The following is a 26,963-nucleotide window of genomic DNA, read 5'->3' as shown; positions in this document are numbered from 1 at the left end:
AAGAGGCCATCACAGGCGGTGTAGAAATTGCAAATAAAAGCCCCGCTCTTCTTTCGAAGGCGGGGCTTTTTGCAGCTTCAGGCGATCAGAACAAATCGATCGGCGCCGCTTCATCCGCAGGCAGTGGGCTGCCTGGCGCAGTGCCGTTGCCCAGTTCGTTCGCCGACGGTGGCGTGTCTTCGGCCTTGAACAGCTCGAAGTAGGCGCCTGGCGTGCCTGGGGTGGCTGCACGGCCGCTGACCGGGTCGACTCGCAGGCTGAGGATGCCTTCTGGCTCTGGCTGCGTATGGGGCGGCTTGTCTTTGAGTGCGGCGCCCATGTAGCTCATCCAGATCGGCAGCGCGACGGTACCGCCGAACTCCTTGCGACCCAGGCTTTCAGGCTGGTCGAAACCGGTCCAGACAGTGGTCACATAATCGGCGTTGTACCCAGAGAACCAGGCGTCCTTGGACTCGTTGGTGGTACCGGTCTTGCCCGCAATGTCGCTGCGGCCCAAGGCCAGGGCGCGGCGGCCGGTGCCGAGTTTGATCACGTCCTCGAGCATGCTGTTGAGGATGAAAGTGGTGCGACCATCGACGATGCGTTCGGCCACGGCCGGCGTTTGTGGTGCTGGCTGGGCAGTCAGCGCTTCGCCCGGGGTTGCGTTGACGGTGAAGGCGTTGGCCGCGGCAGGGGCGGCTATACCGTCGGTGGCGACGTTGCCTTTCGGGACGCTCGGCGGGTTGGCGACGAACAGCGTGTCGCCATTGCGGCTTTCGATCTTGTCGATGATGTAGGGGCTGATCTTGTAGCCGCCGTTGGCGAAGGTGCTCCAGCCGGTGGCGATTTCCATTGGTGTCAGCGTCGCGGTACCCAGGGCCAGGGACAGGTTGCGTGGCAGGTCCTGCTTGTTGAAGCCGAACTTGCTGATGTAGTCGATGGTGCGGTCGACGCCCAGCGCTTGCAGCAAGCGGATCGACACCAGGTTGCGCGACTTGTAGAGCGCCTCACGCATACGGATCGGGCCGAGGAACGTGTTGGTGTCGTTCTTTGGACGCCAGACCTTGTCCAGATACTCATCGACGAACACGATCGGTGCGTCGTTCACCAGGCTGGCGGCGGTGTAGCCGTTATCCAGCGCGGCACTGTAGACGAACGGCTTGAAGCTCGAACCCGGCTGGCGCTTGGCCTGCATGGCGCGGTTGTAGTTGCTCTGTTCAAAGGCGAAGCCGCCGACCAAGGAGCGAATGGCACCGTTTTGCGGATCGAGGGAAACCAGCGCGCCCTGAGCCTGGGGGATCTGGCTGAATTTCAGCGAGTTGTCCGGCTGGCGTTGAACACGAATCAGGTCGCCGACCTGGGCGACGTCCGAAGGCTGCTTCGGATTGGCGCCCATGCTGTTGGTGTTGAGGAATGGGCGCGCCCATTTCATGCTGTCCCAGCCGACGTGTTCGTCACCGGTACGGGTCATCACTTGCAGGCCGGTCTTGTCGACCTGGGTGACGATGGCGGGCTCAAGGCTGCTGATGGTGCGCTGCTTGGTCAGCTCGGTTGTCCAGGCCTCGCGAGTCTTGCCCGGCAGGCGCGACTCCGGGCCGCGATAACCATGACGCTGGTCGTAGGTCATCAAGCCTTCGTGGACCGCGGTGTTGGCCATTTCCTGCAGGTTGCTCGGCACCGTGGTGGTGACGCGGAAACCTTCGGTATAAGCGTCGCTGCCATAACGGCCGACCATTTCGGCGCGGGCCATTTCAGCGATGTACGGTGCATTCACTTCCGGGGTCGGCACGTGATAGCTGGCGTTCAGCGGCTCGTTGATCGCGGTGGTGTAGTCGGCTTCGGTGATTTTGCCGAGCTTGTACATGCGCCCAAGGATCCAGTCGCGGCGTTCCTTGCTGCGGGCCGGGTTGGCCAGCGGGTTGAAGCGCGAAGGGGCTTTTGGCAGACCGGCGATCATCGCCATCTGCGCCAGGCTGACATCACGAATCGACTTGCCGTAGTAAACCTGCGCGGCGGCCTCGATGCCGTAGGCGCGGTTACCCAGATAGATCTTGTTGACGTATAACTCAAGAATCTCGTCCTTGGTCAGCTGCCGTTCAATCTGCAGGGCCAGGAGGATTTCGGTGGTTTTGCGCGAGAAGCTACGTTCGCTGGTCAGGAAGAAGTTCTTGGCTACCTGCATGGTGATGGTGCTGCCGCCGGACTGAATGTGTCCGCTTTTCACCAACTGGGTGGCCGCGCGCATCAGGCTGCTGGGGTCGACACCGTAGTGATTGGCGAAGTTGTCGTCTTCAGCACTTAGTAACGCATTAATGAAATTGGGCGGAATATCGGCGAACCGGATCGGTGTGCGGCGCATTTCGCCAAATTCTGCGATCAGCTTGTTGTCGCTGCTATAGACCCGCAAAGGAATCTGCAACTGGATGCTTCTCAGAGCCTCCACGGATGGCAAACCCGGACTAAGGTAGAGAAAGGCGCCGCTAAGACCGAGGAGCAGTCCGCAGAAAACGGCGACGATGGACCAACCGAAAAATTTCAGCAGACGAATCAAGGCTTTTGGACATCCAGGGCAAAGAATGAATTTGGCATCAGGGTTCAGATAAACAGGGAACGATCCGCGCTTGAAGTAAAAACCGGAAAAAAACGCTGGGCATTATAAGCATTTTTCCGGCGAGGGCGTCATTTGCGCTGCTGTCAAGACGGGTGGTTTGAACGCAACGGCTATTACAGAGTCCGTAAGACACGGATAGTCATAGGGAATTGGTAGTGCTAGGACTCTTCAATAAAAAGGCCAATACGCTTCTGGGGATCGACATCAGCTCCACGTCGGTCAAGCTTCTGGAGCTAAGCCGCCAGGGCGACCGTTATCGGGTCGAGGCCTATGCGGTGGAACCTTTGCCCACCAACGCGGTGGTCGAGAAAAATATCGCCGAGCTCGAAGGCGTAGGGCAGGCACTCGCGCGCGTGCTCCTCAAGGCCAGGACCAACCTCAAGAACGTCGCCGTGGCCGTGGCCGGTTCGGCGGTGATTACCAAGACCATCGAGATGGACGCCGGTCTTTCCGACGACGAAATGGAAAACCAGCTGAAGATCGAGGCCGATCAATACATCCCTTATCCATTGGACGAAGTGGCCATCGACTTTGAGGTCCAGGGCGTTTCTGTGCGCAACCCCGAGCGAGTCAATGTGCTGCTGGCGGCCTGTCGCAAGGAAAACGTCGAGGTCCGGGAAGCGGCCCTGGCCCTGGCCGGCCTGACAGCCCGCGTGGTCGACGTCGAGGCCTATGCGCTGGAGCGTTCCTATGGATTGCTGGCGAGCCAACTGGCTGCTTCTCAGGAGCGTCTGACGGTAGCGGTGGTCGATATCGGCGCCACCATGACCACTCTGAGCGTGCTGCACCAGGGGCGGATCATCTACACCCGCGAGCAATTGTTCGGCGGTCGTCAACTGACGGAGGAAATCCAGCGACGTTATGGCCTGACCGTTGAGCAGGCGGGGCTGGCGAAGAAACAGGGTGGTTTGCCGGACGATTACGTCAGTGAGGTGTTGCAGCCGTTTCGCGATGCGCTGGTGCAGCAAGTGTCGCGTTCGTTGCAGTTTTTCTTCGCCTCCGGTCAGTACAACTCGGTTGATCACATTCTGTTGGCCGGCGGTACCGCATCGGTCCCGGGGCTGGACCGGTTGATCGAGCAACGATTGGGTACGCCGACGCAGGTGGCCAACCCATTCTCCGACATGGCCCTGAGCAGCAAGGTCAACGCCGGTGCCCTGGCCAGCGATGCGCCGGCACTGATGATCGCCTGCGGGCTGGCCCTCAGGAGTTTCGACTGATGGCACGGATCAATCTTTTACCCTGGCGCGAAGAGCGGCGTGAAGCGCGCCGCAAACGCTTTTTGCTGGCGCTGGTCGGTGTGATGGTGGGGGCCGTGGGCGCGGTGCTGATCGCGAACCAGGTCATCAGTGGCGCTATCGATCGGCAAGTGGCTCGTAACGATTACATCGGCAAACAGATTGCCGTGGTCGACGAGCGGATTAAACAGATCAGCGATTTGAAGGCTCGTCGCCAGCAGCTGGTCGAGCGCATGCGCATCATTCAGGACCTGCAAGGCAACCGGCCGATCAGCGGGCGTATTTTCGATCAACTGGCGCGGACGCTGCCTGACGGCGTGTATTTCACTGAGGTGAAAATGGCCGGCAAGTCCTTGTCCATCACTGGAGCGGCGGAGTCCAACAATCGTGTGTCAGACCTGATGCGCAATCTGGATGCGTCCGACTGGTTTGATGCGCCCAGCCTCACGGAAGTCAAAGCGACGACCGCCGGTCAGCTGGATCAGGCCAACGTCTTTCAGCTGACCGTTCGTCAGACTCAGCCCGCCGCTGCGGAGGGCGGCAAATGAGGCTGTCTGACTGGTTCGAAGGCCTGCGCAAGATCGACATCAATGACCTGGACACCAATAACATGGGCTCCTGGCCGCCAGCCATCAAGGCGCTGGCGGGTATCCTGCTCATGATTCTGGTGCTTTCACTGGGCTACAGTTTTTCCCTCAGCGACCTTCAGAGCCATCTCGAACTCAAGCGCGAGGAAGAGTCGACCCTCAAGGAGCAATTCGCCGACAAAGCCCGCATGGCGGCGAATCTGGAGCTGTATACGCAGCAGATGAAGGAAATGGAGAACTCCTTTGGCGTGCTGCTGCGGCAATTGCCCAGTGACACCGAAGTGCCCGGTCTGCTGGAGGACATCACTCGCACCGGCCTGGGCAGTGGCCTGGAGTTCGAAGAGATCAAACTGCTGCCGGAGAACACGCAGCAGTTCTACATCGAGCTGCCGATCCAGATCACCGTCACCGGTGCCTATCATGACCTGGCCGCCTTCGTCAGCGGCGTGGCCGGACTGCCCCGGATTGTCACCCTGCATGACTTCGACCTTGCGCCGGCCAACCCGGAAGGTGGCCCGAAGTTGCGCATGAGCATCCTTGCCAAGACCTACCGCTACAACGACAAGGGGCTGCAAAAATGAGCCCGATCCGTTGCTTTTCGATGGTTGTGTTGGTCGCCAGCCTGGCTGGTTGCGGCAGCGACAATGATTTCAGCGACCTGGACGCGTACATGAACGAAATGCGTTTGCGTGCGCCCGGCAAGATTGAACCAACGCCGACATTTCGGTCTTACCCAACATTCACCTACAGCGCCGCCAACCTGCGAAGCCCGTTTTCCCGACAGATCAGAGTCGATCTGGCCGGTCAGAAACACGGCTCGCGCAACGTCAAACCTGACCCGAATCGGGTCAAGCAGTACCTCGAAGGTTTCAACATCGAGCAGTTTGAAATGGTCGGAACGATCGCCAATGCGACCGGCTCCTTTGCGCTGTTGCGCGGGGCGGGCGGGGTGCATCGGTTGAAAGTCGGCGATTACCTGGGGCGTAACGATGGGCGGATCGTCGCCATCAGTGGCTCGCAGGTCGATGTGGTCGAAATCGTTCCTGACGGCGAAGGCGCCTGGCTGGAGCGGCCGCGGACCATCCCTTTGAAAGAGCACTCATAGTGGAACTCGAATAATGAACAGGATTTTCTCAACCTTCGGTATTTCGCTATGGATAGCGTTGCTGTCGCCGATGGTACTAGCGGCCAACCTCAAAGCGCTGGATGTCGCCGCGCTGCCGGGGGACCGCGTCGAGTTGAAGTTGTCATTCGATGGGCCGCCACCGCCGCCCCACGGTTACACCACGGAATCGCCTGCACGAATTGCGCTGGATCTTCCCGGCGTCGTCAGTCAGCTAAAAAGCAAAAATCGTGACCTGGGCGGCGGAAATGCCCGCAGCGCCACGGTGGTGCAAGCCAAGGACCGTACGCGACTGATCATCAATCTGACCCAGCTGACGCCGTACAACGCACGGGTCGAAGGCAATACTCTGTTCGTGGTGGTCGGGCAAGGCGCCAACAAAACGGCCTCCAGCCCGGCGTCCAAAACGCCGCGCGCAGCGACTGCAACGCCAGCCCCGGCGAAAGCCTATGCGCCGGTAGGCAAGGCCATTCGTGGTGTGGATTTCCAGCGCGGCACTCAGGGCGAAGGCAATGTGGTCATCGATCTGTCGGATCCTTCCATCGCCCCGGACATTCAGGAGCGCGACGGCAAGATCATCCTCGGTTTCGCCAAGACCCAGTTGCCTGAACCGTTGCGTGTACGTCTGGACGTCAAGGATTTCGCCACGCCGGTGCAGTTCGTCAACGCCAGTGCCACGGGTGATCGGGCCACGATCAGCATTGAACCCGGCGGTGCCTTCGATTATTCGACTTACCAGACCGACAACAAGCTGACCGTCAGCATCCGGCCGATGACCGTCGATGACTTGCAGAAACGCAACACCGAACGCTTCGCCTACACCGGTGAAAAGCTCTCGCTGAATTTCCAGGACATCGATGTGCGTTCGGTGCTGCAACTGATCGCCGATTTCACCAACCTCAATCTGGTGGCCAGCGACACGGTGCAGGGCGGCATCACCCTGCGTTTGCAGAACGTACCGTGGGATCAGGCGCTGGATCTGGTGTTGAAAACCAAGGGCCTGGATAAACGCAAGATCGGTAACGTTTTGCTGGTGGCGCCGGCCGATGAAATCTCCGCCCGCGAGCGTCAGGAACTGGAGTCGCAGAAGCAAATCGCCGACCTGGCACCCCTGCGTCGCGAGTTGTTGCAAGTCAACTACGCCAAAGCTGCCGATATCGCCAAGCTGTTCCAGTCGGTGACCAGTGCCGAGGCGAAAGCCGACGAGCGGGGCTCGATCACGGTGGATGAGCGGACCAACAACATCATTGCCTATCAGACCCAGGATCGCCTCGACGAACTGCGCCGTATCGTCGCGCAACTGGATATCCCGGTGCGTCAGGTGATGATTGAGGCGCGCATCGTCGAAGCCAACGTCGACTATGACAAAAGCCTCGGCGTGCGCTGGGGCGGTTCGATCCAGAACAAGGGCAACTGGAACACCTCGGGCGTCAGCAATAATGGGGAGAATGCTTCATCGACCATCGGTACGCCTGGCAGCACCAGCACCAACTCGCCGTTCGTCGACCTGGGCACCGCCGCCAACACCTCGGGGCTCGGCATCGCGTTCATCACCGACAATGTGCTGCTGGATCTCGAGCTGACGGCCATGGAGAAGACCGGCAACGGCGAAATTGTTTCGCAGCCCAAGGTGGTCACCTCCGACAAGGAAACCGCGAAAATCCTCAAGGGCACGGAGATTCCCTATCAGGAAGCCAGCTCCAGCGGCGCGACCTCAGTGTCATTCAAGGAGGCCTCGCTGTCGCTGGAGGTGACGCCCCAGATCACTCCGGACAACCGGATCATCATGGAGGTCAAGGTCACCAAGGACGAACCGGACTACCTGAACAAGGTGCAGGATGTGCCGCCGATCAAGAAAAACGAGGTCAATGCCAAGGTCCTGGTCAACGACGGCGAGACCATCGTGATTGGCGGGGTTTTCTCAAATACTCAGAGCAAGGTTGTAGATAAGGTGCCATTTCTCGGCGATGTGCCGTATCTTGGCCGCCTTTTCCGGCGTGACGTGGTTTCGGAGAAAAAATCCGAGCTGCTGGTATTTCTCACTCCGCGTATCATGAACAACCAGGCGATTGCTGTGAGTCATTGATTCTGTGCGAAATTTGATTCTTGTTGGACCGATGGGGGCTGGAAAAAGCACCATCGGCCGGTTGCTGGCCAAAGAGCTGCGCCTGCCGTTCAAAGATTCCGATAAGGAAATTGAATTGCGCACGGGCGCCAATATCCCGTGGATTTTCGATAAGGAAGGCGAACCGGGCTTTCGTGACCGCGAGCAGGCGATGATTGCCGAACTGTGCGGGTGCGACGGCGTGGTGCTGGCGACCGGTGGCGGCGCGGTGATGCGCGAGGCCAATCGCCGGGCGCTTCATGCCGGGGGGCGGGTGGTCTATCTGCATGCGTCTGTCGAGCAGCAGGTGGGCCGCACTTCCCGTGATCGCAATCGACCTCTATTGCGTACTGCCGATCCGGCCAAGACCCTCCGGGATCTGCTGGCGATCCGCGATCCGCTTTATCGGGAAATCGCCGATCTGGTGGTCGAAACCGATGAGCGGCCGCCGCGAATGGTGGTGCTCGATATTCTCGAACGCTTGCAGCAGCTACCTCCCCGTTAAAGCTCGGCGCGAAATGCGCTATCCTCGGCGTCCTGTCATGGTCGCTCAAGGTTGTGGCAGATGGCTACCGAACGGCGTCACACGAGCAGACGCCGTGGACATTCGTTAACTCAAGGCAGGACGCCTGATTCCATCTTCACTGTGGGGACACATGCAGACACTCAAGGTCGATCTAGGCGAGCGCAGCTACCCGATTCATATTGGCGAAGGTTTGTTGGATCAGCCCGAGCTGCTGGCCCCGCATATCCGCGGACGGCAAGTGGCGATCATCTCCAACGAGACCGTTGCACCGCTCTATCTCGAGCGTCTGACCCGCAGCCTCGCACAGTTCTCGGTGGTTTCCGTGGTGCTGCCGGACGGCGAAGCGTTCAAGACCTGGGAAACCCTGCAACTGATTTTCGACGGTCTGCTGACCGCGCGGCACGACCGCCGTACCACGGTCATCGCCCTCGGTGGCGGCGTGATTGGTGACATGGCCGGTTTTGCTGCCGCCTGCTATCAGCGTGGTGTCGATTTCATCCAGGTCCCGACCACGCTGCTGTCGCAAGTCGATTCTTCGGTGGGCGGCAAGACCGGGATCAACCATCCGCTGGGCAAAAACATGGTCGGCGCTTTCTATCAGCCGAATGTGGTGCTGATTGATACCGCTACCCTCAATACCCTGCCGGCCCGCGAACTGTCCGCCGGGCTTGCTGAAGTCATCAAGTACGGGCTGATCTGCGACGAACCGTTCCTGACCTGGCTTGAAGACAATGTCGATCGCCTGCGCGCCCTGGACCAGGTCGCCCTGACTTACGCCATCGAGCGCTCTTGCGCGGCCAAGGCTGCGGTGGTGGGTGCCGACGAACGGGAGACCGGTGTTCGCGCCACGCTCAACCTGGGTCACACCTTCGGTCACGCCATCGAAACCCACATGGGCTATGGTGTCTGGCTACATGGTGAGGCGGTCGCTGCTGGCACCGTAATGGCCTTGGAAATGTCCGCGCGCCTGGGCTGGATCAGCGAGCAAGAGCGCGATCGCGGCATTCGTCTGTTCCAGCGTGCCGGCCTGCCGGTTATCCCGCCTGAAGAGATGACTGAAGCCGATTTTCTCGAACACATGGCAATTGACAAGAAAGTGATCGACGGTCGTTTGCGCCTGGTGCTGCTGCGCCACATGGGCGAAGCGGTGGTGACCGACGATTATCCGAAAGAGGTTTTACAGGCCACGCTGGGAGCGGATTACCGCGCTCTGGCTCAGCTTAAAGGTTAATAAGATCCCGATGACTAGTTTGCACGCCGACGAGGCTTTCCTCGGCCATTACCAGTTGAGCCATGACCCTTTTTCTCCACGGGTGCCTGGCTTCAAATTCTTCCCGGCCCAGCGCAAACCGGTGCTGGGGCAACTGCATCACCTGGCACGCTACAGTCAGTTGTTGCTGGTCGTCACCGGCCCGCAAGGCAGTGGCAAGACGCTGTTGCGTCAGGCCCTGGTGGCCAGCACCAACAAACAGTCGGTGCAGAGCGTGGTGGTTTCCGCCCGTGGCGCCGGTGATGCGGCCGGCGTGCTGCGTCAGGTCGCTCAGGCGCTGAACGTCGCCCAGCCCGAGGTCGGCGCGATTCTGGCTCAAGTGGTGCAACTTGCGTTGACGGGGCAGGAAGTCTATTTGCTGGTGGATGACGCCGAGCAACTTGACGAGTCCGCGCTGGAAGCCTTGCTGGCCCTGGCTGCCGGTGCACCGGAAGGTCGCCCGCATGTGTTCCTGTTCGGCGAGTCGTCGTTGATTGCTCAACTGGAGGCGCTGAGCCTCGAGGAAGAGCGTTTCCACGTCATCGAATTGCAGCCTTACACCGAAGAAGAAACCCGCGAATATCTGGACCAGCGGCTCGAAGGCGCCGGCCGGGGTATCGAACTTTTCACCGCAGATCAGATCTCTGATATTCACGAAAGCTCCGACGGTTGGCCTGGCACCATCAACCAGGTTGCCCGCGATGCAATGATCGAAGCCATGATTGCCAGCCGCTCAGCGGTGAAGCGTCCAAGTATGGGGTTCAACATGCCGAAGAAACACGTATTGGCGATTTCTGCCGTTGTCGTGGTCGCGGTAGCCGCCGCCTGGTTGATGCCGGGTCGCAGCAAAGCACCGACCACGGGTGCACCTGTCAACGAACAGGCGCAACTGCCGCTCGGCCAGGGCACGCCAAAACCCAATAGCGGCGGCGCGCCTGCCGTCGAATTCGCCGGTAACTCGCAACCGATGCCGTTGCCGCTGGTCGGCAACTCGCAACCGGTCATGCGCGGTCCGCTGGCTGAAGCCGCCGGTGGCATCACCGAAGGCGATGACGGTGTGCCGGTCGAAGGTTCGAGCGCTACACCGCCAACCGTGACCACCACTGCGCCGCCGGCGGGCATTCAGCCTGGCCCTGCGCCAACGCCTGCCGCTAAACCGGCCCCAGCGCCGACCCAGGTCGCGACCGCCAAGCCAGTCCCGACTGCGCCTGCCGTGAAGCCGGCTCCAGCGCCGGCCAAGCCTGCCGCCGTGGCCACCGCCAAGCCTGCCGAGAAACCAGCCGCCGCTCCCGCGAAAGGCGCTGGCGGCACCTGGTACGCCGGTCAACCGACAAGTAACTACGTGGTGCAGATCCTCGGCACCAGCTCTGAAGCGGCCGCGCAATCCTTCGTCAAGGAGCAGGGCGGCGAGTACCGTTATTTCAAGAAAGTCCTCAACGGCAAGCCGCTTTACGTCATCACTTACGGTAGCTTCGCCAACCGCGATGCAGCCCTTAGCGCCATCAAGGCCTTGCCAGCGAAGGTTCAGGCTGGTAAACCTTGGCCTCGCACTGTCGCCAGCGTCCAACAGGAACTGGCAACAACTCGCTGAAGATTCGGCGGCCTTACCCAGGCCGCCTCTCCCGGCACCTCAAAATTTCTACAAGCGCATGCCGTCTCTACAGACCGCGTGCCTTGTGGTGTCTGCGTCACAGTAGTCTTTGAGTCGTTGCGGTCAAAATTAAAAAAAGTTTTGACTAGCACAGCATATCGCTTTAAACCTTTCACAAATGCGACATAGATTTGCGACAGTTCGTCGTCAAATTTGTGAGCCTCCGTGTCGGTGTGTACAATGACCTCCCTTTTGCCCCCGCAAAGCTGGCGTACGTTCGGCGCGGATGGTAAGTGGTTGAATTGAAAAGAAATTTGCCTCGACAAGAGGCAGCCTGGTGAGAAAGTGTCTATGAAAGCAGGTCTGTACCAACCAGATGAATTCAAGGATAACTGCGGTTTCGGCCTGATAGCCCATATGCAGGGCGAGCCCAGTCATACCCTTTTGCAAACGGCCATCGAGGCCCTGACCTGCATGACCCACCGTGGTGGGATCAACGCCGACGGCAAGACCGGTGACGGTTGCGGTCTGCTGATTCAGAAGCCGGATGTGTTCCTGCGAGCCATCGCCCAGGAAACCTTCGGCGTCGAACTGCCCAAGCAATATGCGGTGGGCATGGTCTTCTTCAACCAGGACCCGGTCAAAGCCGAAGCCGCTCGCGAGAACATGAACCGCGAGATCCTCGCTGCTGGCCTGACCCTCGTCGGCTGGCGCAAAGTGCCGATCGACACCAGCGTCCTCGGTCGCCTGGCCCTTGAGCGCCTGCCGCAGATCGAACAAGTGTTCATCGCCGGTGATGGCCTGAGCGATCAGGACATGGCCGTCAAGCTGTTCACCTCCCGTCGTCGCTCGTCCGTGGCCAACGCCGCCGACGCCGATCACTACGTCTGCAGCTTTTCGCACAAGACCATCATTTATAAAGGCCTGATGATGCCGGCGGATTTGACCGCCTTCTATCCAGACCTCAGCGATCAGCGCCTGCAAACCTCGATTTGCGTGTTCCACCAGCGCTTTTCGACCAACACCCTGCCGAAATGGCCGCTGGCTCAGCCGTTCCGCTTCCTCGCCCACAACGGCGAGATCAACACCATCACCGGTAACCGCAACTGGGCCGTCGCCCGTCGCACCAAGTTCACCAACGATTTGATGGACCTGGAAGAGCTCGGCCCGCTGGTCAACCGCGTCGGTTCCGACTCCTCCAGCATGGACAACATGCTCGAGTTGATGGTCACCGGTGGCATCGACCTGTTCCGTGGCGTGCGGATGATCATTCCGCCTGCGTGGCAGAACGTCGAAACCATGGACCCGGACCTGCGGGCGTTCTACGAATACAACTCGATGCACATGGAGCCGTGGGACGGCCCGGCCGGCGTGGTAATGACCGACGGTCGCTACGCGGTGTGCCTGCTTGACCGTAATGGTCTGCGTCCGGCGCGTTGGGTCACCACCAAGAACGGTTTCATCACCCTGGCCTCCGAAATCGGTGTCTGGAACTACCAGCCTGAAGACGTGATCGCCAAGGGCCGTGTTGGCCCGGGTCAGATCTTCGCCGTGGACACCGAAACCGGCCAGATCCTCGACACCGACGCCATCGACAACCGCTTGAAGTCCCGTCATCCGTACAAGCAATGGCTGCGCAAGAATGCCCTGCGCATCCAGGCGACCATGGAAGACAACGACCACGGTTCGGCGTTCTACGACGTCGACCAGCTCAAGCAGTACATGAAGATGTACCAGGTCACGTTTGAAGAACGTGATCAGGTGCTGCGTCCGCTCGGCGAGCAAGGCTACGAAGCCGTCGGCTCGATGGGCGACGATACGCCGATGGCCGTGCTGTCCCAGCGCGTGCGCACGCCGTACGACTATTTCCGCCAGCAGTTCGCGCAGGTTACCAACCCGCCGATCGACCCGCTGCGCGAAGCCATCGTCATGTCGCTGGAGATCTGCCTCGGTGCCGAGCGCAACATCTTCCAGGAGTCGCCGGAACACGCCTCGCGTGTGATCCTCAGCTCGCCGGTCATTTCCCCGGCCAAGTGGCGCTCACTGATGAACCTCGATCGTCCGGGCTTCGAGCGCGCGATCATCGACCTCAACTACGACGAAAGCGTCGGCCTCGAAGCGGCGATCCGCAACGTTGCCGATCAGGCTGAAGAAGCTGTGCGCTCCGGTCGTACCCAGGTCGTGCTGAGTGACCGTCACATTGCCCCGGGCAAGTTGCCGATCCACGCTTCGCTGGCCACCGGCGCGGTGCACCACCGTTTGACCGAAAAAGGCCTGCGTTGCGACTCCAACATCCTCGTGGAAACCGCGACGGCTCGCGATCCGCACCACTTTGCCGTGTTGATCGGTTTCGGCGCCTCGGCGGTCTATCCGTTCCTGGCCTACGAAGTGCTGGGCGACCTGATCCGTACCGGTGAAGTCCTGGGCGACCTCTACGAGGTGTTCAAGAACTACCGCAAAGGCATCACCAAAGGTCTGCTGAAGATCCTGTCGAAGATGGGTATCTCGACCATCACGTCGTACCGCGGTGCGCAGCTGTTTGAAGCCATTGGCCTGGCTGAAGAAGTCTGCGACCTGAGCTTCCGTGGCGTGCCAAGCCGCATCAAAGGTGCGCGTTTCGTCGACATCGAAGCCGAGCAGAAAGCCCTGGCGGCCGAAGCCTGGAGCCCTCGCAAGCCAATCCAGCAGGGCGGTTTGCTGAAGTTCGTCCACGGTGGCGAATATCACGCGTACAACCCGGACGTGGTCAACACCCTGCAAGCCGCTGTGCAGCAGGGTGACTACAGCAAGTTCAAGGAATACACGGCGCTGGTGGACAACCGTCCGGTGTCGATGATTCGCGATATGTTCAAGGTCAAAACCCTGGACACGCCGCTGGACATCAGCGAGATCGAACCGCTGGAATCGGTGCTCAAGCGCTTTGACTCCGCGGGCATCTCCCTCGGCGCCTTGTCGCCGGAAGCTCACGAAGCCCTCGCCGAAGCGATGAACCGCCTCGGTGCGCGTTCCAACTCCGGCGAAGGCGGCGAAGACCCGGCGCGTTACGGCACCATCAAGAGCTCAAAAATCAAACAAGTCGCGACTGGCCGTTTCGGTGTGACCCCGGAGTACCTGGTCAACGCTGAAGTGCTGCAGATCAAAGTCGCTCAGGGCGCCAAGCCCGGCGAAGGTGGTCAACTGCCAGGCGGCAAGGTCAACGGTCTGATCGCCAAGCTGCGTTACGCAGTGCCGGGCGTGACCCTGATCTCGCCTCCACCGCACCACGACATCTATTCGATCGAAGACTTGTCGCAGCTGATTTTCGACCTGAAACAAGTCAACCCGAAGGCGCTGGTCTCGGTGAAACTGGTCGCGGAAGCGGGCGTCGGCACCATCGCTGCCGGTGTGGCCAAGGCCTACGCGGACTTGATCACCATCTCCGGCTACGACGGTGGCACCGGTGCATCGCCGCTGACCTCGATCAAATACGCGGGCGCTCCTTGGGAGCTCGGCCTGGCCGAAACCCACCAGACCCTGCGCGGCAACGACCTGCGCGGCAAAGTCCGGGTGCAGACCGACGGCGGTCTGAAAACCGGCCTCGACGTGATCAAGGCTGCCATCCTCGGCGCTGAAAGCTTCGGCTTCGGCACCGCACCAATGATCGCCCTGGGCTGCAAATACCTGCGTATTTGTCACCTGAACAACTGCGCCACCGGCGTCGCGACTCAGAACGAGAAGCTGCGCAAGGATCACTACATCGGGACCGTCGACATGGTGGTGAATTTCTTCACCTACGTCGCCGAAGAAACCCGTGAGTGGCTGGCCAAGCTGGGCGTGCGTTCCCTCGAAGAGCTGATCGGTCGTACCGATCTGCTGGACATCCTCGAAGGCCAGACCGCCAAGCAGCAACACCTGGACCTGACCCCGTTGCTGGGTAGCGATCACATCCCGGCAGACAAGCCTCAGTTCTGCCAGGTTGAGCGCAACCCGCCATTCGACAAAGGCCTGCTGGCCGAGAAAATGGTCAACATGGCCACCTCGGCCATCAACGACATGAGCGGCGCCGATTTCGCTCTGGATATCTGCAACTGCGATCGTTCGATCGGCGCGCGGATCTCCGGTGAAATTGCTCGCAAACACGGCAACCAAGGCATGGCGAATGCGCCGATCACCTTCCGCTTCAAAGGGACGGCCGGTCAGAGCTTCGGTGTGTGGAACGCCGGCGGCCTGAACATGTACCTGGAAGGCGATGCCAACGACTACGTCGGCAAAGGCATGACCGGCGGCAAACTGGTCATCGTTCCGCCCAAGGGCAGCGTCTACAAGACTCAGGACAGTGCCATCATCGGCAACACCTGCCTGTACGGCGCCACCGGTGGCAAGCTGTTCGCCGCCGGTACCGCGGGCGAGCGTTTCGCGGTACGTAACTCCGGTGCTCACACCGTGGTGGAAGGCACGGGCGATCACTGCTGCGAGTACATGACCGGTGGTTTCGTCTGCGTATTGGGCAAGACCGGTTACAACTTCGGCTCAGGCATGACCGGCGGTTTCGCCTACGTGCTCGACCAGGACAACTCCTTCGTTGACCGGGTCAACCACGAACTGGTGGAAATCCAGCGGATCAGCGGTGAGGCGATGGAAGCCTATCGCAGCCACCTGCAACGCGTGCTGAACGAATACGTCGAGGAAACCGACAGCGAGTGGGGTCGTAACCTCGCTGAAAACCTCGATGACTATCTGCGTCGTTTCTGGCTGGTCAAGCCCAAGGCTGCCAACCTGAAATCGTTGCTTTCCAGCACCCGTGCCAACCCGCAGTGATATGCGCCTGAAGAGTTTGATGAGGTTTTAACAATGGCTGAACGTCTGAATAACGACTTCCAGTTCATCGATGTCGGGCGCAAAGATCCGAAGAAGAAACTGTTGCGTCAACGCAAGAAAGAGTTCGTGGAGATCTACGAACCCTTCAAACCCCAGCATTCGGCCGATCAGGCCCACCGCTGCCTGGGTTGCGGTAACCCGTATTGCGAATGGAAGTGCCCGGTGCACAACTTCATTCCCAACTGGCTGAAGCTGGTGGCCGAGGGCAACATCCTTCAGGCCGCCGAGCTGTCGCACCAGACCAACACCCTGCCGGAAGTGTGCGGCCGGGTGTGCCCGCAGGATCGTCTGTGCGAGGGTGCCTGCACCCTCAACGACGGTTTCGGCGCGGTGACCATCGGTTCGGTCGAGAAGTACATCACCGACACCGCGTTCGCCATGGGCTGGCGCCCGGACATGTCCAAGGTCATACCGACCGGCAAGCGTGTTGCGGTGATCGGCGCAGGCCCGGCAGGTTTGGGCTGTGCCGACGTGCTGGTACGCGGCGGCGTGACCCCGGTGGTGTTCGACAAGAACCCGGAAATCGGGGGGCTGCTGACCTTCGGCATCCCCGAGTTCAAGCTGGAAAAGACCGTGCTGAGCAATCGTCGCGAAGTCTTCACCGGCATGGGCATCGAGTTCCGTCTGAACACTGAAGTGGGCAAGGACGTGACCGTCGAGCAACTGCTCGAGGAGTACGATGCCGTGTTCATGGGCATGGGCACCTACACCTACATGAAGGGCGGCTTTGCCGGTGAGGATTTGCCGGGCGTGCACGACGCGCTCGACTTCCTGATCGCTAACGTCAATCGCAACCTGGGCTTTGAAAAGTCGCCGGAAGATTTCGTCGACATGAAAGGCAAGAAGGTGGTTGTCCTGGGCGGCGGCGACACGGCGATGGACTGCAACCGTACGTCGATTCGCCAGGGCGCCAAGTCGGTAACCTGTGCTTATCGTCGTGACGAAGCGAACATGCCGGGCTCGCGCAAAGAGGTGAAGAACGCCAAGGAAGAAGGGGTGAAATTCCTCTACAACCGCCAGCCAATCGCGATCGTCGGTGAAGACCGCGTCGAAGGCGTGAAGGTGGTCGAGACCCGTCTCGGCGAACCGGACGCGCGCGGCCGTCGCAGCCCTGAGCCGATCCCGGGTTCCGAAGAGATCATCCCGGCTGATGCCGTGGTCATCGCGTTCGGTTTCCGTCCAAGCCCTGCGTCGTGGTTCGAACAGCACAGCATCCAGACCGACAGCCAGGGCCGCGTTGTGGCCCCGGAACAAGGTCAGTACAAGCACCAGACCAGCAACCCGAAAATCTTCGCCGGTGGCGACATGGTTCGCGGTTCCGACCTGGTGGTAACGGCGATCTTCGAAGGCCGCAACGCCGCCGAAGGGATCCTGGATTACCTGGGCGTTTAACGTTCGGTCCTGAACTGCGGTACGGTCAACATGTGGCAGCGGGCTTGTTCTGTACGAACAAGCCCGCTCCTGCAATTGATCATCAGCGACGGCGGGTTTTCGTCCGTTGCATCACCACCACAAAAAACACCGGTACAAACACCACCGCCAGCGTCGCGGTGATCATCCCGCCGATCACGCCCGTGCCGATGGCCTGTTGGCTCGCCGAACTGGCGCCCGTGGCAATTGCCAGCGGCACCACACCAAGAATGAACGCCAGCGACGTCATCACAATCGGCCGCAACCGCAACCGCGCGGCTTGCAGCGTGGCGTCGATCAAATTGTGACCTTCGTCATAGAGACTCTTGGCAAATTCGATGATCAGAATCGCATTCTTCGCCGACAGGCCAATGATGGTGATCAATCCGACCTTGAAGAATACGTCGTTGGGCATCTCGCGCAAGGTGACCGCCAGGACCGCGCCGAGCACGCCAAGAGGCACGACCAACAGCACCGAGGTTGGAATCGACCAACTCTCGTACAACGCCGCCAGACACAGGAACACCACCAGCAGCGACAAGCCGAGCAGAATCGGCGCCTGGTTGCCGGACAAGCGCTCTTGCAACGATAGCCCAGTCCATTCCTGCCCCAATCCCGCCGGCCCTTGCGCCACCAGACGTTCGATTTCCGCCATGGCTTCACCCGTGCTGTAGCCGGGGGCCGGTTCGCCGGAAATGCTGATCGACGGGTAGCCGTTGTAACGGTTCAATTGCGCCGGTCCTTGAATCCATTTGGCCTGGACGAAGGCTGAAAGCGGCACCATTTTTCCCTCGTTGTTGCGCACGTGCATTTTCAGCAGATCATCGACCTGATCGCGCTGCTCGCCCTCAGCCTGGACCACCACCCGTTGCATCCGCCCCTGATTGGGGAAGTCATTGATGTAGGCCGAACCGATGCCCGTGGACACCACGTTGCCAATATCGGCGAAAGACACGCCCAGTGCATTGGCGTGCCGGCGGTCGATATCCAGTTTTACCTGCGGCGCTTCGGCCAAGGCGCTTTCGCGGACGTTGATCAGGATCGGGCTGGCTTGTGCGGCTTCCAGCAAATCGCTGCGCGCCTTCATCAGCGTGGCATAGCCAAGCCCGCCACGGTCCTGCAAGCGGAATTCGAAACCGCTGGACGTGCCGAGACCGTCAATCGGCGGCGGCAGAACAACGAACACTTCTGCCCCTTTGATCTGGCTCACAACCGCATTCGCGCGATCGGCGATGGCGGCCGCCGTGTCATTGCTGCCCCGCTGCGACCAATCCCTGAGCACGGTGTAACCCAACCCGGCGTTCTGTCCGCTGCCGGAAAAACTGAAACCGAGAACGAACGTGCTGTTGTCCACACCCGGCTCGATGGCGTTATGCGCTTCGATCTGCTTGATGACCTCGACCGTACGATTTTGGCTCGCACCGGGGGGCAATTGAATGTCGGTGATCGTGTAGCCCATGTCTTCGACCGGAAGAAATGAGGAGGGCAGGCGACTGAAACTCACCACCAGCACAATCAGCAGCCCGCCATAGATGAACAGATAACGCCCGCTGCGTTTCAGCGCATAAGCAACCCCGTCCTGATAGCGGTCGGTCAGTTGTTCGAATCGGCGGTTGAACCATCCGAAGAACCCGCGGGAAGCGTGGTCACCCGGTTCAAAGGGCTTCAGCAGCGTGGCGCACAGCGCCGGGGTCAAGGTCAGGGCAAGGAATGCCGAAAAAAGAATCGAGGTGGCCATGGTCAGGGAGAACTGCTGGTAAATGACCCCAACCGAGCCTTGCATGAACGCCATCGGGATAAACACGGCAACCAGCACCACGGTAATACCGACGATGGCGCCGCTGATTTGCTTCATTGCCTTGCGCGTTGCCTCCTTGGGCGAGAGCCGCTCCTGGAGCATGATTCGTTCGACGTTCTCCACCACCACGATGGCGTCATCCACCAGGATGCCGATCGACAACACCATGCCAAACATGGTCAGCACATTGATGGAGAATCCCAGCACCTGCATGATCGCAAAAGTGCCCATCAACGCCACCGGCACCACCAACGACGGAATCAACGTATAGCGGATGTTTTGCAGGAACAGGTACATCACCGCAAACACCAGCACCATCGCCTCGAGCAATGTGTAAACCACTTTGGTGATCGAGACTTTGACGAAGGGCGAGGTGTCATACGCAATCTGGTACTTCATGTCCGCCGGGAAATAACGCGTTAATTCATCCATCTTCGCGCGCACCAGCGTCGCCGTGCTCAACGCGTTGCCGCCGGGCGTCAGCTGCACGCCCAGTTCGCTGGAAGGCTGGCCATTCAGGCGCGTGCCGAACTGGTATTCCTGGCTGCCGATTTCAACCCGGGCGACATCGCCCAAACGCACGACGGCGCCATTAGTCTCGGCTCGCAGCACGATGTCGGCGAACGCTTCGGGGCTCGACAATTGGCCTTCAACGAGGACCGTCGCGGTGATTTCCTGGCTGCTGCTCACCGGTAATTCCCCGAGGCTGCCGGCCGCTATCAGCGCGTTTTGCGCGACGATCGCAGCGTTGACGTCTGCCGGTGTCAGGTTGAAAGCGATGAGTTTCTGCGGGTCAACCCAAATGCGCATGGCTCGCTCGGAGCCGAACATCTGGACCTTGCCGACACCGTCCAGCCGCTTGATTTCGTTGACCACATTGCGCGCCAGGTAATCGCTGAGGGCAACGTTGTCGACATCAGCGCTGGTGCCGATCAGAGAGATGAACAACAGGAAACCGGTGGAGACTTTCTCCACGCGCAATCCTTGTTCTATCACCGCTTGGGGAAGGCGCGACTCGATGACTTTGAGGCGATTGAGTACGTCGACCTGCGCAAGCTCGGGATTGGTGCCGGGTTTGAAGGTCGAGGTGATCGTGGCGGAGCCCTGGCTGCTGCGCGATTCAAAATACAGAAGATGATCAGCGCCGCTGAGCTCTTCCTCGATCAGGCTGACGACGCTTTGATCCATCGCCTGCGCCGAAGCCCCAGGATAGGTGGCAACAACTTCGATTTTTGGCGGGGCAATGTTGGGGTATTGCGCCACTGGCAACTGCGGTATCGCCAGTGCTCCGGCGAGCAAGATGAACAGCGCAATCACCCAGGCGAACACCGGACGGTCGATAAAGAACTGCGGCATAAAAAAGCGTCCTGCTTACTGACCAGTCGCCTGGGCAAGTGGAAGAGGGGAGTTGTCGATCTCGACTTTTTCGCCGGGACGAGCATGTTGCAGACCTTCGACGATGATGCGATCGCCTGATTTGAGGCCATCAGTGACGACCCATCGGTGATGATTCACCGCACCCAGTTGCACCGTTTTCAGGCTCACGCGCAGTTCGTCATCGACCAGCATTACTTGGGGTAATCCCGCGCTGTTGCGCACGATGGCGCGCTGCGGGACGCTGATGCCGCGTTGATCGATAGCCTGCTCCAGCCGCACCCGCACGAAACTGCCGGGCAGCAAGTCGAGGTCGGGGTTGGGAAACTCGCTGCGCAGGATGATCTGGCCAGTGCCGGGGTCGACGGTGATGTCGCTGAAAAGCAGCTTGCCGGGCAACGGATAGAGGCTGCCATCGTCCTGAATCAGCGTGGCTTTGGCTTGGTCCTGACCAAGTTGTTGCACTTGGCCGGAGCGGAACGAACGGCGTAGTTCGTTGAGCTCACGGGTTGATTGAGTCAGGTCGACGTGGATCGGGTCCAGTTGCTGAATCAGCGCAAGCGGTGTCGATTCGTTCTGTCCGACCAGGGCGCCTTCGGTGACGAGGGCTCGCCCGATGCGCCCGGAGATGGGCGCGGTCACGGTGGAATAACTCAAGCTAAGGCGCGCGCGTTGCACCATCGCCTGATTGGCCGCGACGTCAGCCTCGGCCTGCTGAGCCGCCGCGCGCGTGTTGTCATACTCCTGGGCGCTGATCGCATTGCCCGAGATCAATCGGCGGTAGCGCTGTTCTTGCAGGCGCGCGCGCGTCGCATCGGCCTGCGCTCTTTTCAGCCCGGCCACGGCACTGTCCAGATTGGCCTGAAGGGGCGCAGGGTCGATGTAAAACAGAACGTCACCCTGTTTCACTTCACTGCCTTGCTCGAACACACTTTTGAGCACTACCCCTGCCACGCGGGCGCGTACTTCGGCGATTCGCGGTGCCGCAACCCGCCCACTCAATTCGCTGCTGACGGAAAGGGGCCTGGCTTCCAGGGTTTCGATGCTGACCTTTACAGGGGCGGATTCCGGCGTGTCGGATGCCTGAGTACAACCGCTGACAATAATGGCCAGTACCAGTGAACCTGACGCGAAATGCAGTTTTCTATACATCGACACCCCTCCTTAAAGAGGCGCGGATGCTAGGAAGGGACGGTTAATTCGCTGTTAAGCGGGGCTTGGAAGAGTGCGAGCAGATGTGACGAGCCCTCAAGAACATGTCTGTTTGCGCCTCCGGCAAGGGTTCAGGAGGCGTGGCGTCGCGTTTGACTGGCGCGACAAATTGACCCGATAGACAAAAGGCGCGGCTCTTCCCGTGCCTTTTGCGTCGCGCTCTGAGAAAATGCCCGCACTTTTTTTCCGGATGCCGACATGACTGCCCTGAAGAACGACCGTTTCCTTCGTGCCCTGCTCAAGCAACCCGTAGACGTCACGCCTGTCTGGATGATGCGTCAGGCCGGCCGCTACCTGCCGGAATACCGCGCCAGTCGTGCCAAGGCCGGTGACTTCATGAGCTTGTGCATGAACCCGGAGTTCGCTTGCGAAGTCACGATGCAGCCGCTCGACCGCTATCCGCAACTGGACGCGGCGATCCTGTTCTCCGACATCCTGACCATTCCCGATGCCATGGGCCAAGGCCTGTACTTCGAAACCGGTGAAGGTCCGCGCTTCAAGAAAGTCATCAGCACGATGGCTGACATCGAAGCGCTGCCGATTCCTGATCCGCACAAAGACCTCGGCTACGTCATGGACGCGGTCAGCACCATCCGCCGCGAATTGAACGGCCGCGTGCCGCTGATCGGCTTCGCCGGCAGCCCATGGACCCTGGCCACCTACATGGTCGAAGGCGGCTCGTCGAAAGACTACCGCAAGACCAAAACCATGCTCTACGACAACCCGCAAGCCTTGCACCTGCTGCTGGACAAGCTCGCGCAGACGGTCACCAGCTACCTCAACGGCCAGATCATGGCCGGGGCGCAAGCGGTGCAGATCTTCGATAGTTGGGGCGGCAGCCTTTCGGCGGCGGCGTACCAGGAATTCTCCCTGGCCTACATGCGCAAAATCGTCAGCGGCCTGATCCGCGAACATGAAGGCCGCAAGGTGCCAGTCATTCTGTTCACCAAGAATGGCGGCCTGTGGCTCGAAAGCATTGCTGATGCTGGCGCTGATGCGCTTGGCCTGGACTGGACCTGCGACATTGGCAGCGCCCGTGATCGCGTAGGCAGCAAAGTCGCCCTGCAAGGCAACATGGACCCGACCGTGCTCTACGCCAAGCCAGAAGCCATTCGCACCGAAGTCGGCCGCATCCTCGCCAGCTACGGCAAGGGCAGCGGCCACGTGTTCAACCTCGGCCATGGCATCACGCCTGAAGTCGACCCGGAACACGCTGGCGCCTTCCTGCGCGCGGTGCATGAACTGTCGGCGCAGTATCACGAGTGATCGTGACGGGTTAACAGACACCCGGCTTTAATGTGGGAGCGAGCCTGCTCGCGATGAGGCCATAACATTCAACATCTAAGTTGGCTGTTATGCCGCCATCGCGAGCAGGCTCGCTCCCACAGTTGTTTATGGTTGCCTGGATATTTGTGTTTAAGCCTTTACACCGCCGAGCGGTGGCAACTTCGCCAGTTTCAACGCCACCAGCAACGCAATCACCAGCAACCCGCCAATGAACAACCCGATTCCGTTCCACCCGCCCATGTGCCAGAACACCCCGCCCGCCGTCCCGGCGATGCTCGACCCTGCGTAGTAGCTGAACAAGTACAGCGACGACGCCTGCCCCTTGGCCTTGACCGCCCGACGCCCAATCCAGCTACTCGCCACCGAATGAGCGCCGAAGAAACCGAAAGTGAAGATCAACATGCCGATGATCACCAGCGGCAGCGGCGTGAGCATGGTCAGGGCGAGGCCGGCGATCATCAGCACGATGGTTGCCCACAACACTTTGCGCCGGCCTAGTTTGTCGGCCAACGAGCCGATTTTCGCTGAGCTGTAAATACCCGACAGATACACCACCGAGAGCAGCCCGACGAAGGCCTGATCCATGTGGTACGGCTCGGCCAGCAGGCGATAGCCGATGTAATTGAACAGCGTGACGAACGCGCCCATCAGCACAAAAGCTTCGAGGAACAGCAGCGGCAGGCCGGCGTCGCGAAAGTGCATGGTGAAGCCGTCAATCAAGCTTCGCGGGTGCAATGAGCGGGCGCGGAAGTTGCGCGACTCGGGGAGGATTTTCCAGAACACCGTCGCGGCAATTAGCGCCAGGCCGCCAATCACCAGCATTGCCGTGTGCCAGCTGACGAAATCGATCAACACGCCAGTGATCAAGCGTCCGCACATCCCGCCAATCGCGTTGCCGCCGATATACAAGCCCATCGCCAGGCCAATGTGCTGCGGGTGGATCTCTTCGCTCAGGTAAGTCATGGCGACCGCTGCCAAGCCGCTTAAAGACAACCCGATCAGCGCGCGCATGATCAATACGCCTTCCCAGCTCGGCATCATCGAACTGGCGATTGTGCAGAGCGCGGCGGCGAACAACGCGGCGACCATCACCGGTTTACGCCCGACGCGATCGGAAATCGGGCCGGTGATCAGCAGACCAATGGCGAGCATGCCGGTGGCCACCGACAGGATCAGGCTGCTCTGGGCGGCGTTGATGGAGTACTCATGGGACAGCAGCGGCATCATCGGTTGCACGCAATAAAGCAGAGCGAAGGTCGCGAAGCCGCCGGAGAACAGCGCCAGCACCGTGCGCATGAACATCGGCGTGCCTTTTTCGATGTAGATCTCCTTCAATTCGGCGACAACATCCTCCACCGCTGCGGGCGGAACTTCATGGGCAAGTGGAGCGACAGCAGTTTTCACTTCGGACCTCGGAGGGCGCAGCCGGTCAGGCAATGAAAAAAGCATATAGCTGCCTAATGATTCAATCCAATATATTGTTCGACCTGTTTGATAGGTTTGACGACCTAATGGAGTTTTCATGGAATTGCGTCACCTGCGCTACTTCATCGCCGTTGCTGAAGAACTGCATTTCGGCCGCGCCGCCCAGGTGCTTGGGATCTCGCAACCGCCGCTGAGCCAGCAGATTCAGGCGCTGGAGCAGGAGGTGGGCGCGCGGTTGTTCGAGCGGACCAACCGTCGGGTCGAACTGAGTGAAGCCGGCCGGCTGTTTCTGGAAGAGGCGCGGTTGGTGCTGGCGCAGGTCGACAAAGCGGCAGACGTGGCACGGCGGGCGCAGTTGGGTGAGCTGGGCGAACTGAAGATTGGCTTCACCTCGTCGGCGCCGTTCAACTCGACCATCCCTCAGGCGATTTTTTCGTTTCGCCAGCGATTTCCGGCGGTGCACCTGAACCTGCGGGAGATGAGCAGCACCCAGGTAGCGGATGCGCTAGTGGATGAGTCGATTGAAGTCGGGATCATGCGGCCGCTTGGGTTGCCAGACTCGCTCAGCGTGGTGGAGCTGATGCGTGAGCCGCTGGTGGCGGTGCTCAGCTCCAAGCATCCATTGGTGACCGATAGTGAGGAAGGCTTGTTTCTGTCAGCTCTGGCGCTCGAACCTTTTGTATTTTTCCCACGCAGCTATGGCAGTGGTCTGTACGCACAATTGCTCAGCCTGGCCCGGGATGCCGGTTTCAGTCCGCACTTTGCCCAGGAGGCGGGCGAGGCGATGACGATCATCGGGTTGGTGGCGGCGGGGTTGGGTGTTTCGGTGCTGCCGGCGTCTTATCAGCGGATGCGCATCGATGGTGTGGTCTATCGGCCTCTGCTCGATCCAGAGGCGGTGTCAGCGGTGTGGCTGGTGCAGCGCAAGGATCAGAAGTCGCCGATGGCCAAGGCGTTTGTGGAGTTGTTGACGCGTAAGGTTGAGCCGCTGAAGGCATGACTGCTTCGCAGTCATTCGCGAGCAGGCTCGCTCCCACAGTGGATGGGTGGTGGAACAAAAATCGGTTCACACCGCAAATCCCTGTGGGAGCGAGCCTGCTGGCGAAAGCGTCCGCAAGTCCACCAAAAAAGGTGCAGTTACCGCTGCCATAGCGGACGCTTCGCTGAAGGGTGTAGGACATTTCCTAACTACCTTGAACCGGCCACAGCGCCTTGCGGCATTACCTACAACTAATCCAGAATCCGCCGGCTTGTGCGTCTTGGGGGCCATCGGTAACTTCGTTCGCATCACTGATTCCCAGTGATCGGGTTTAGTAGCCTGTTTTTCCCTCCCAAACGAATGCACAAGCGTCGTTCAGTCAGGCATACGCCTGCACTTGATGGTAGCTGTGCGCATGGCGCCCTTGGGTGCGCCGGATTTGGGTCGGTGTCCGGTCTACTAACTTGCGCACAGCTGCCGCCCTTCCGTTTAGTAGCGAGACAGGTTGCGGCACTACTAACAGGAAGACCTTCCCAATGTTCAAGCCAACTCCGAACCCTCCGGATTCCGATCCCGTAACTCCATCCGAATCAACGGACTCCGAAACACGCACACCCAGCAAAATCTTCTTCATCGCCCCCGAAACCGATAACCGGACGTTGCTGGAATACGCCTGTGAATCCCTGGCATCAGCGAATGTCATGGCGAGTGATTTCGCGAGGTATCTGGAAGGATCGCAAAGCAACACACTGCTGGGGATTCAGCAGTCGATCATGCTGGGTGAACTCGCAGTAAACCGGGTGCTGGATAACCTCGATCCACCCTAGTAAGCAGCCACACAACTGATCGTTCCCACGCTCCCGCGTGGGAATGCCTCAACGGACGCTCCGCGTTCGGCTCTAGAGGGACGCAGAGCGTCCCGGGCTGCATTCCCACGCAGAGCGTGGGAACGATCAAATTCAAGCAATACTGCCTGCGTTCCCGAAAGTCGCCCTTTGTCGTTCTGGCGTTATTGAAAATCGTTGAATGACGCGATTCATGACCCGCACAGGAAGATCCGCGGGGCGGTTACGTTGATTGAATGGCTGACGCCATAGCGCATCAAGGTTTTGTTGGGTGCGGCCGATAACCGTCATTGGACTCATCAAAACAATGGAGATACAGGATGTTCAAGCAGATAACCTTCACCGCTTTGCTGGTATTGACCGCTCTGACCGGTGGTTGTGCTTCAGTAAAAATGGCTGATGAAAGCCAGGATGTTCAGGCCAAGACCTTCCAGGTCACCCCGGACAAAGCCAATATCTACGTTTATCGCAACGAGAGTATGGGGGCGGGCGTGAAAATGCCGGTGGCACTCAATGGCAAGCCGGTAGGGCAGACCGTCGCCAAGTCTTACCTGATGTTGTCCGTCCCGGCCGGTCAACAGACCCTGGTGTCTTCGGCGGAAAACGATTCGGAATTGAAACTCACCGCAGAAGCCGGCAAGAACTACTTTGTCTGGCAGGAAGTGAAAGTGGGCTTCATCAAGGCGCGCAACAACCTGCAAGTCGTCGACGACAAGACAGGCCGCGCTGGCGTCGCTGAAAGCAAATTGATTCAAGCTCAGTAAGCGT

18 protein-coding genes are annotated in these 26,963 nt (G+C 59.9%); 14 read left to right on the top strand and 4 right to left on the bottom strand.

The features are described from left to right. Window positions 1-85: 85 nt before the first annotated feature. Window positions 86-2,527 carry a penicillin-binding protein 1A gene (locus JFU47_RS15390; RefSeq protein ID WP_446739639.1) on the bottom strand — a complete coding sequence of 814 codons (2,442 nt, stop codon included), beginning with the start codon at window positions 2,525-2,527 and terminating at the stop codon, window positions 86-88. Between the two features lie 218 nt (window positions 2,528-2,745). Between JFU47_RS15390 and JFU47_RS15385 the strand changes: the two genes are divergently transcribed. From JFU47_RS15385 to JFU47_RS15340, 10 genes are all read left to right on the top strand, one after another. Then, window positions 2,746-3,810 (top strand): type IV pilus assembly protein PilM, encoded by a 1,065-nt coding sequence (locus tag JFU47_RS15385; protein WP_201184003.1) that lies wholly within the window; start codon window positions 2,746-2,748, stop codon window positions 3,808-3,810. Beyond that, window positions 3,810-4,376 (top strand): PilN domain-containing protein, encoded by a 567-nt coding sequence (locus JFU47_RS15380; RefSeq protein ID WP_123366942.1) that lies wholly within the window; start codon window positions 3,810-3,812, stop codon window positions 4,374-4,376. The genes JFU47_RS15385 and JFU47_RS15380 overlap by 1 nt, the downstream gene beginning before the upstream one ends. Beyond that, window positions 4,373-4,996 carry a type 4a pilus biogenesis protein PilO gene (gene pilO / locus JFU47_RS15375; protein WP_123366941.1) on the top strand — a complete coding sequence of 208 codons (624 nt, stop codon included), beginning with the start codon at window positions 4,373-4,375 and terminating at the stop codon, window positions 4,994-4,996. Before JFU47_RS15380 ends, pilO begins: the two co-directional genes overlap by 4 nt. Then, window positions 4,993-5,520 carry a pilus assembly protein PilP gene (locus JFU47_RS15370; protein WP_134101035.1) on the top strand — a complete coding sequence of 176 codons (528 nt, stop codon included), beginning with the start codon at window positions 4,993-4,995 and terminating at the stop codon, window positions 5,518-5,520. Before pilO ends, JFU47_RS15370 begins: the two co-directional genes overlap by 4 nt. Before the next feature lie 13 nt (window positions 5,521-5,533). Next, window positions 5,534-7,624 (top strand): type IV pilus secretin PilQ, encoded by a 2,091-nt coding sequence (gene pilQ, locus JFU47_RS15365; RefSeq protein ID WP_201184000.1) that lies wholly within the window; start codon window positions 5,534-5,536, stop codon window positions 7,622-7,624. A 4-nt stretch (window positions 7,625-7,628) separates the two neighbouring features. Next, window positions 7,629-8,147 (top strand): shikimate kinase AroK, encoded by a 519-nt coding sequence (aroK, locus tag JFU47_RS15360; RefSeq protein ID WP_010464421.1) that lies wholly within the window; start codon window positions 7,629-7,631, stop codon window positions 8,145-8,147. Between the two features lie 151 nt (window positions 8,148-8,298). Next, entirely contained in the window at window positions 8,299-9,399 is a 1,101-nt protein-coding gene (gene aroB, locus JFU47_RS15355; protein WP_201183997.1) for a 3-dehydroquinate synthase, read from the top strand. Between the two features lie 10 nt (window positions 9,400-9,409). After that, window positions 9,410-11,008, top strand: a complete 1,599-nt coding sequence (locus JFU47_RS15350; RefSeq protein ID WP_201183994.1) for an AAA family ATPase — start codon at window positions 9,410-9,412, stop codon at window positions 11,006-11,008. A 351-nt stretch (window positions 11,009-11,359) separates the two neighbouring features. Further along, window positions 11,360-15,805: a glutamate synthase large subunit gene (gene gltB, locus JFU47_RS15345; RefSeq protein ID WP_201183991.1), complete on the top strand. Its 4,446-nt coding sequence runs from the start codon at window positions 11,360-11,362 to the stop codon at window positions 15,803-15,805. Between the two features lie 33 nt (window positions 15,806-15,838). After that, window positions 15,839-17,257 carry an FAD-dependent oxidoreductase gene (locus JFU47_RS15340; protein ID WP_008149580.1) on the top strand — a complete coding sequence of 473 codons (1,419 nt, stop codon included), beginning with the start codon at window positions 15,839-15,841 and terminating at the stop codon, window positions 17,255-17,257. A gap of 82 nt (window positions 17,258-17,339) precedes the next feature. On the opposite strand, the gene JFU47_RS15335 is transcribed toward JFU47_RS15340, so the two are convergent. Together JFU47_RS15335 and JFU47_RS15330 are read right to left on the bottom strand one after the other, a co-directional pair. Then, window positions 17,340-20,429: an efflux RND transporter permease subunit gene (locus JFU47_RS15335; protein WP_201183988.1), complete on the bottom strand. Its 3,090-nt coding sequence runs from the start codon at window positions 20,427-20,429 to the stop codon at window positions 17,340-17,342. A 15-nt stretch (window positions 20,430-20,444) separates the two neighbouring features. Further along, window positions 20,445-21,599: an efflux RND transporter periplasmic adaptor subunit gene (locus JFU47_RS15330; RefSeq protein WP_201183985.1), complete on the bottom strand. Its 1,155-nt coding sequence runs from the start codon at window positions 21,597-21,599 to the stop codon at window positions 20,445-20,447. Window positions 21,600-21,857: 258 nt separating this feature from the next. On the opposite strand from JFU47_RS15330, the gene hemE reads away from it, so the two are divergent. Further along, window positions 21,858-22,925 (top strand): uroporphyrinogen decarboxylase, encoded by a 1,068-nt coding sequence (hemE, locus tag JFU47_RS15325; RefSeq protein ID WP_008149581.1) that lies wholly within the window; start codon window positions 21,858-21,860, stop codon window positions 22,923-22,925. A gap of 150 nt (window positions 22,926-23,075) precedes the next feature. Here hemE and JFU47_RS15320 read toward each other — a convergent pair whose 3' ends face one another. Next, window positions 23,076-24,350, bottom strand: coding sequence for an MFS transporter (locus tag JFU47_RS15320; protein ID WP_201183982.1), 1,275 nt, complete (start codon window positions 24,348-24,350; stop codon window positions 23,076-23,078). Between the two features lie 118 nt (window positions 24,351-24,468). On the opposite strand from JFU47_RS15320, the gene JFU47_RS15315 reads away from it, so the two are divergent. The 3 genes from JFU47_RS15315 to JFU47_RS15305 all read left to right on the top strand — a co-directional run bounded on the left by JFU47_RS15315 (window position 24,469) and on the right by JFU47_RS15305 (window position 26,959). Next, window positions 24,469-25,371 (top strand): LysR family transcriptional regulator, encoded by a 903-nt coding sequence (locus JFU47_RS15315; protein ID WP_201183980.1) that lies wholly within the window; start codon window positions 24,469-24,471, stop codon window positions 25,369-25,371. 515 nt (window positions 25,372-25,886) lie between these two features. Beyond that, window positions 25,887-26,177, top strand: coding sequence for a DUF6124 family protein (locus JFU47_RS15310; protein WP_201183977.1), 291 nt, complete (start codon window positions 25,887-25,889; stop codon window positions 26,175-26,177). Window positions 26,178-26,515: 338 nt separating this feature from the next. Further along, window positions 26,516-26,959, top strand: a complete 444-nt coding sequence (locus tag JFU47_RS15305; RefSeq protein ID WP_201183974.1) for a DUF2846 domain-containing protein — start codon at window positions 26,516-26,518, stop codon at window positions 26,957-26,959. Window positions 26,960-26,963: the final 4 nt, after the last annotated feature.

The organism is Pseudomonas sp. TH39(2020) (assembly GCF_016650715.1).
GTDB classification, from domain to species: Bacteria; Pseudomonadota; Gammaproteobacteria; order Pseudomonadales; family Pseudomonadaceae; genus Aquipseudomonas; species Aquipseudomonas mandelii_C.
This window is presented reverse-complemented; position numbering and strand designations above follow the sequence as displayed.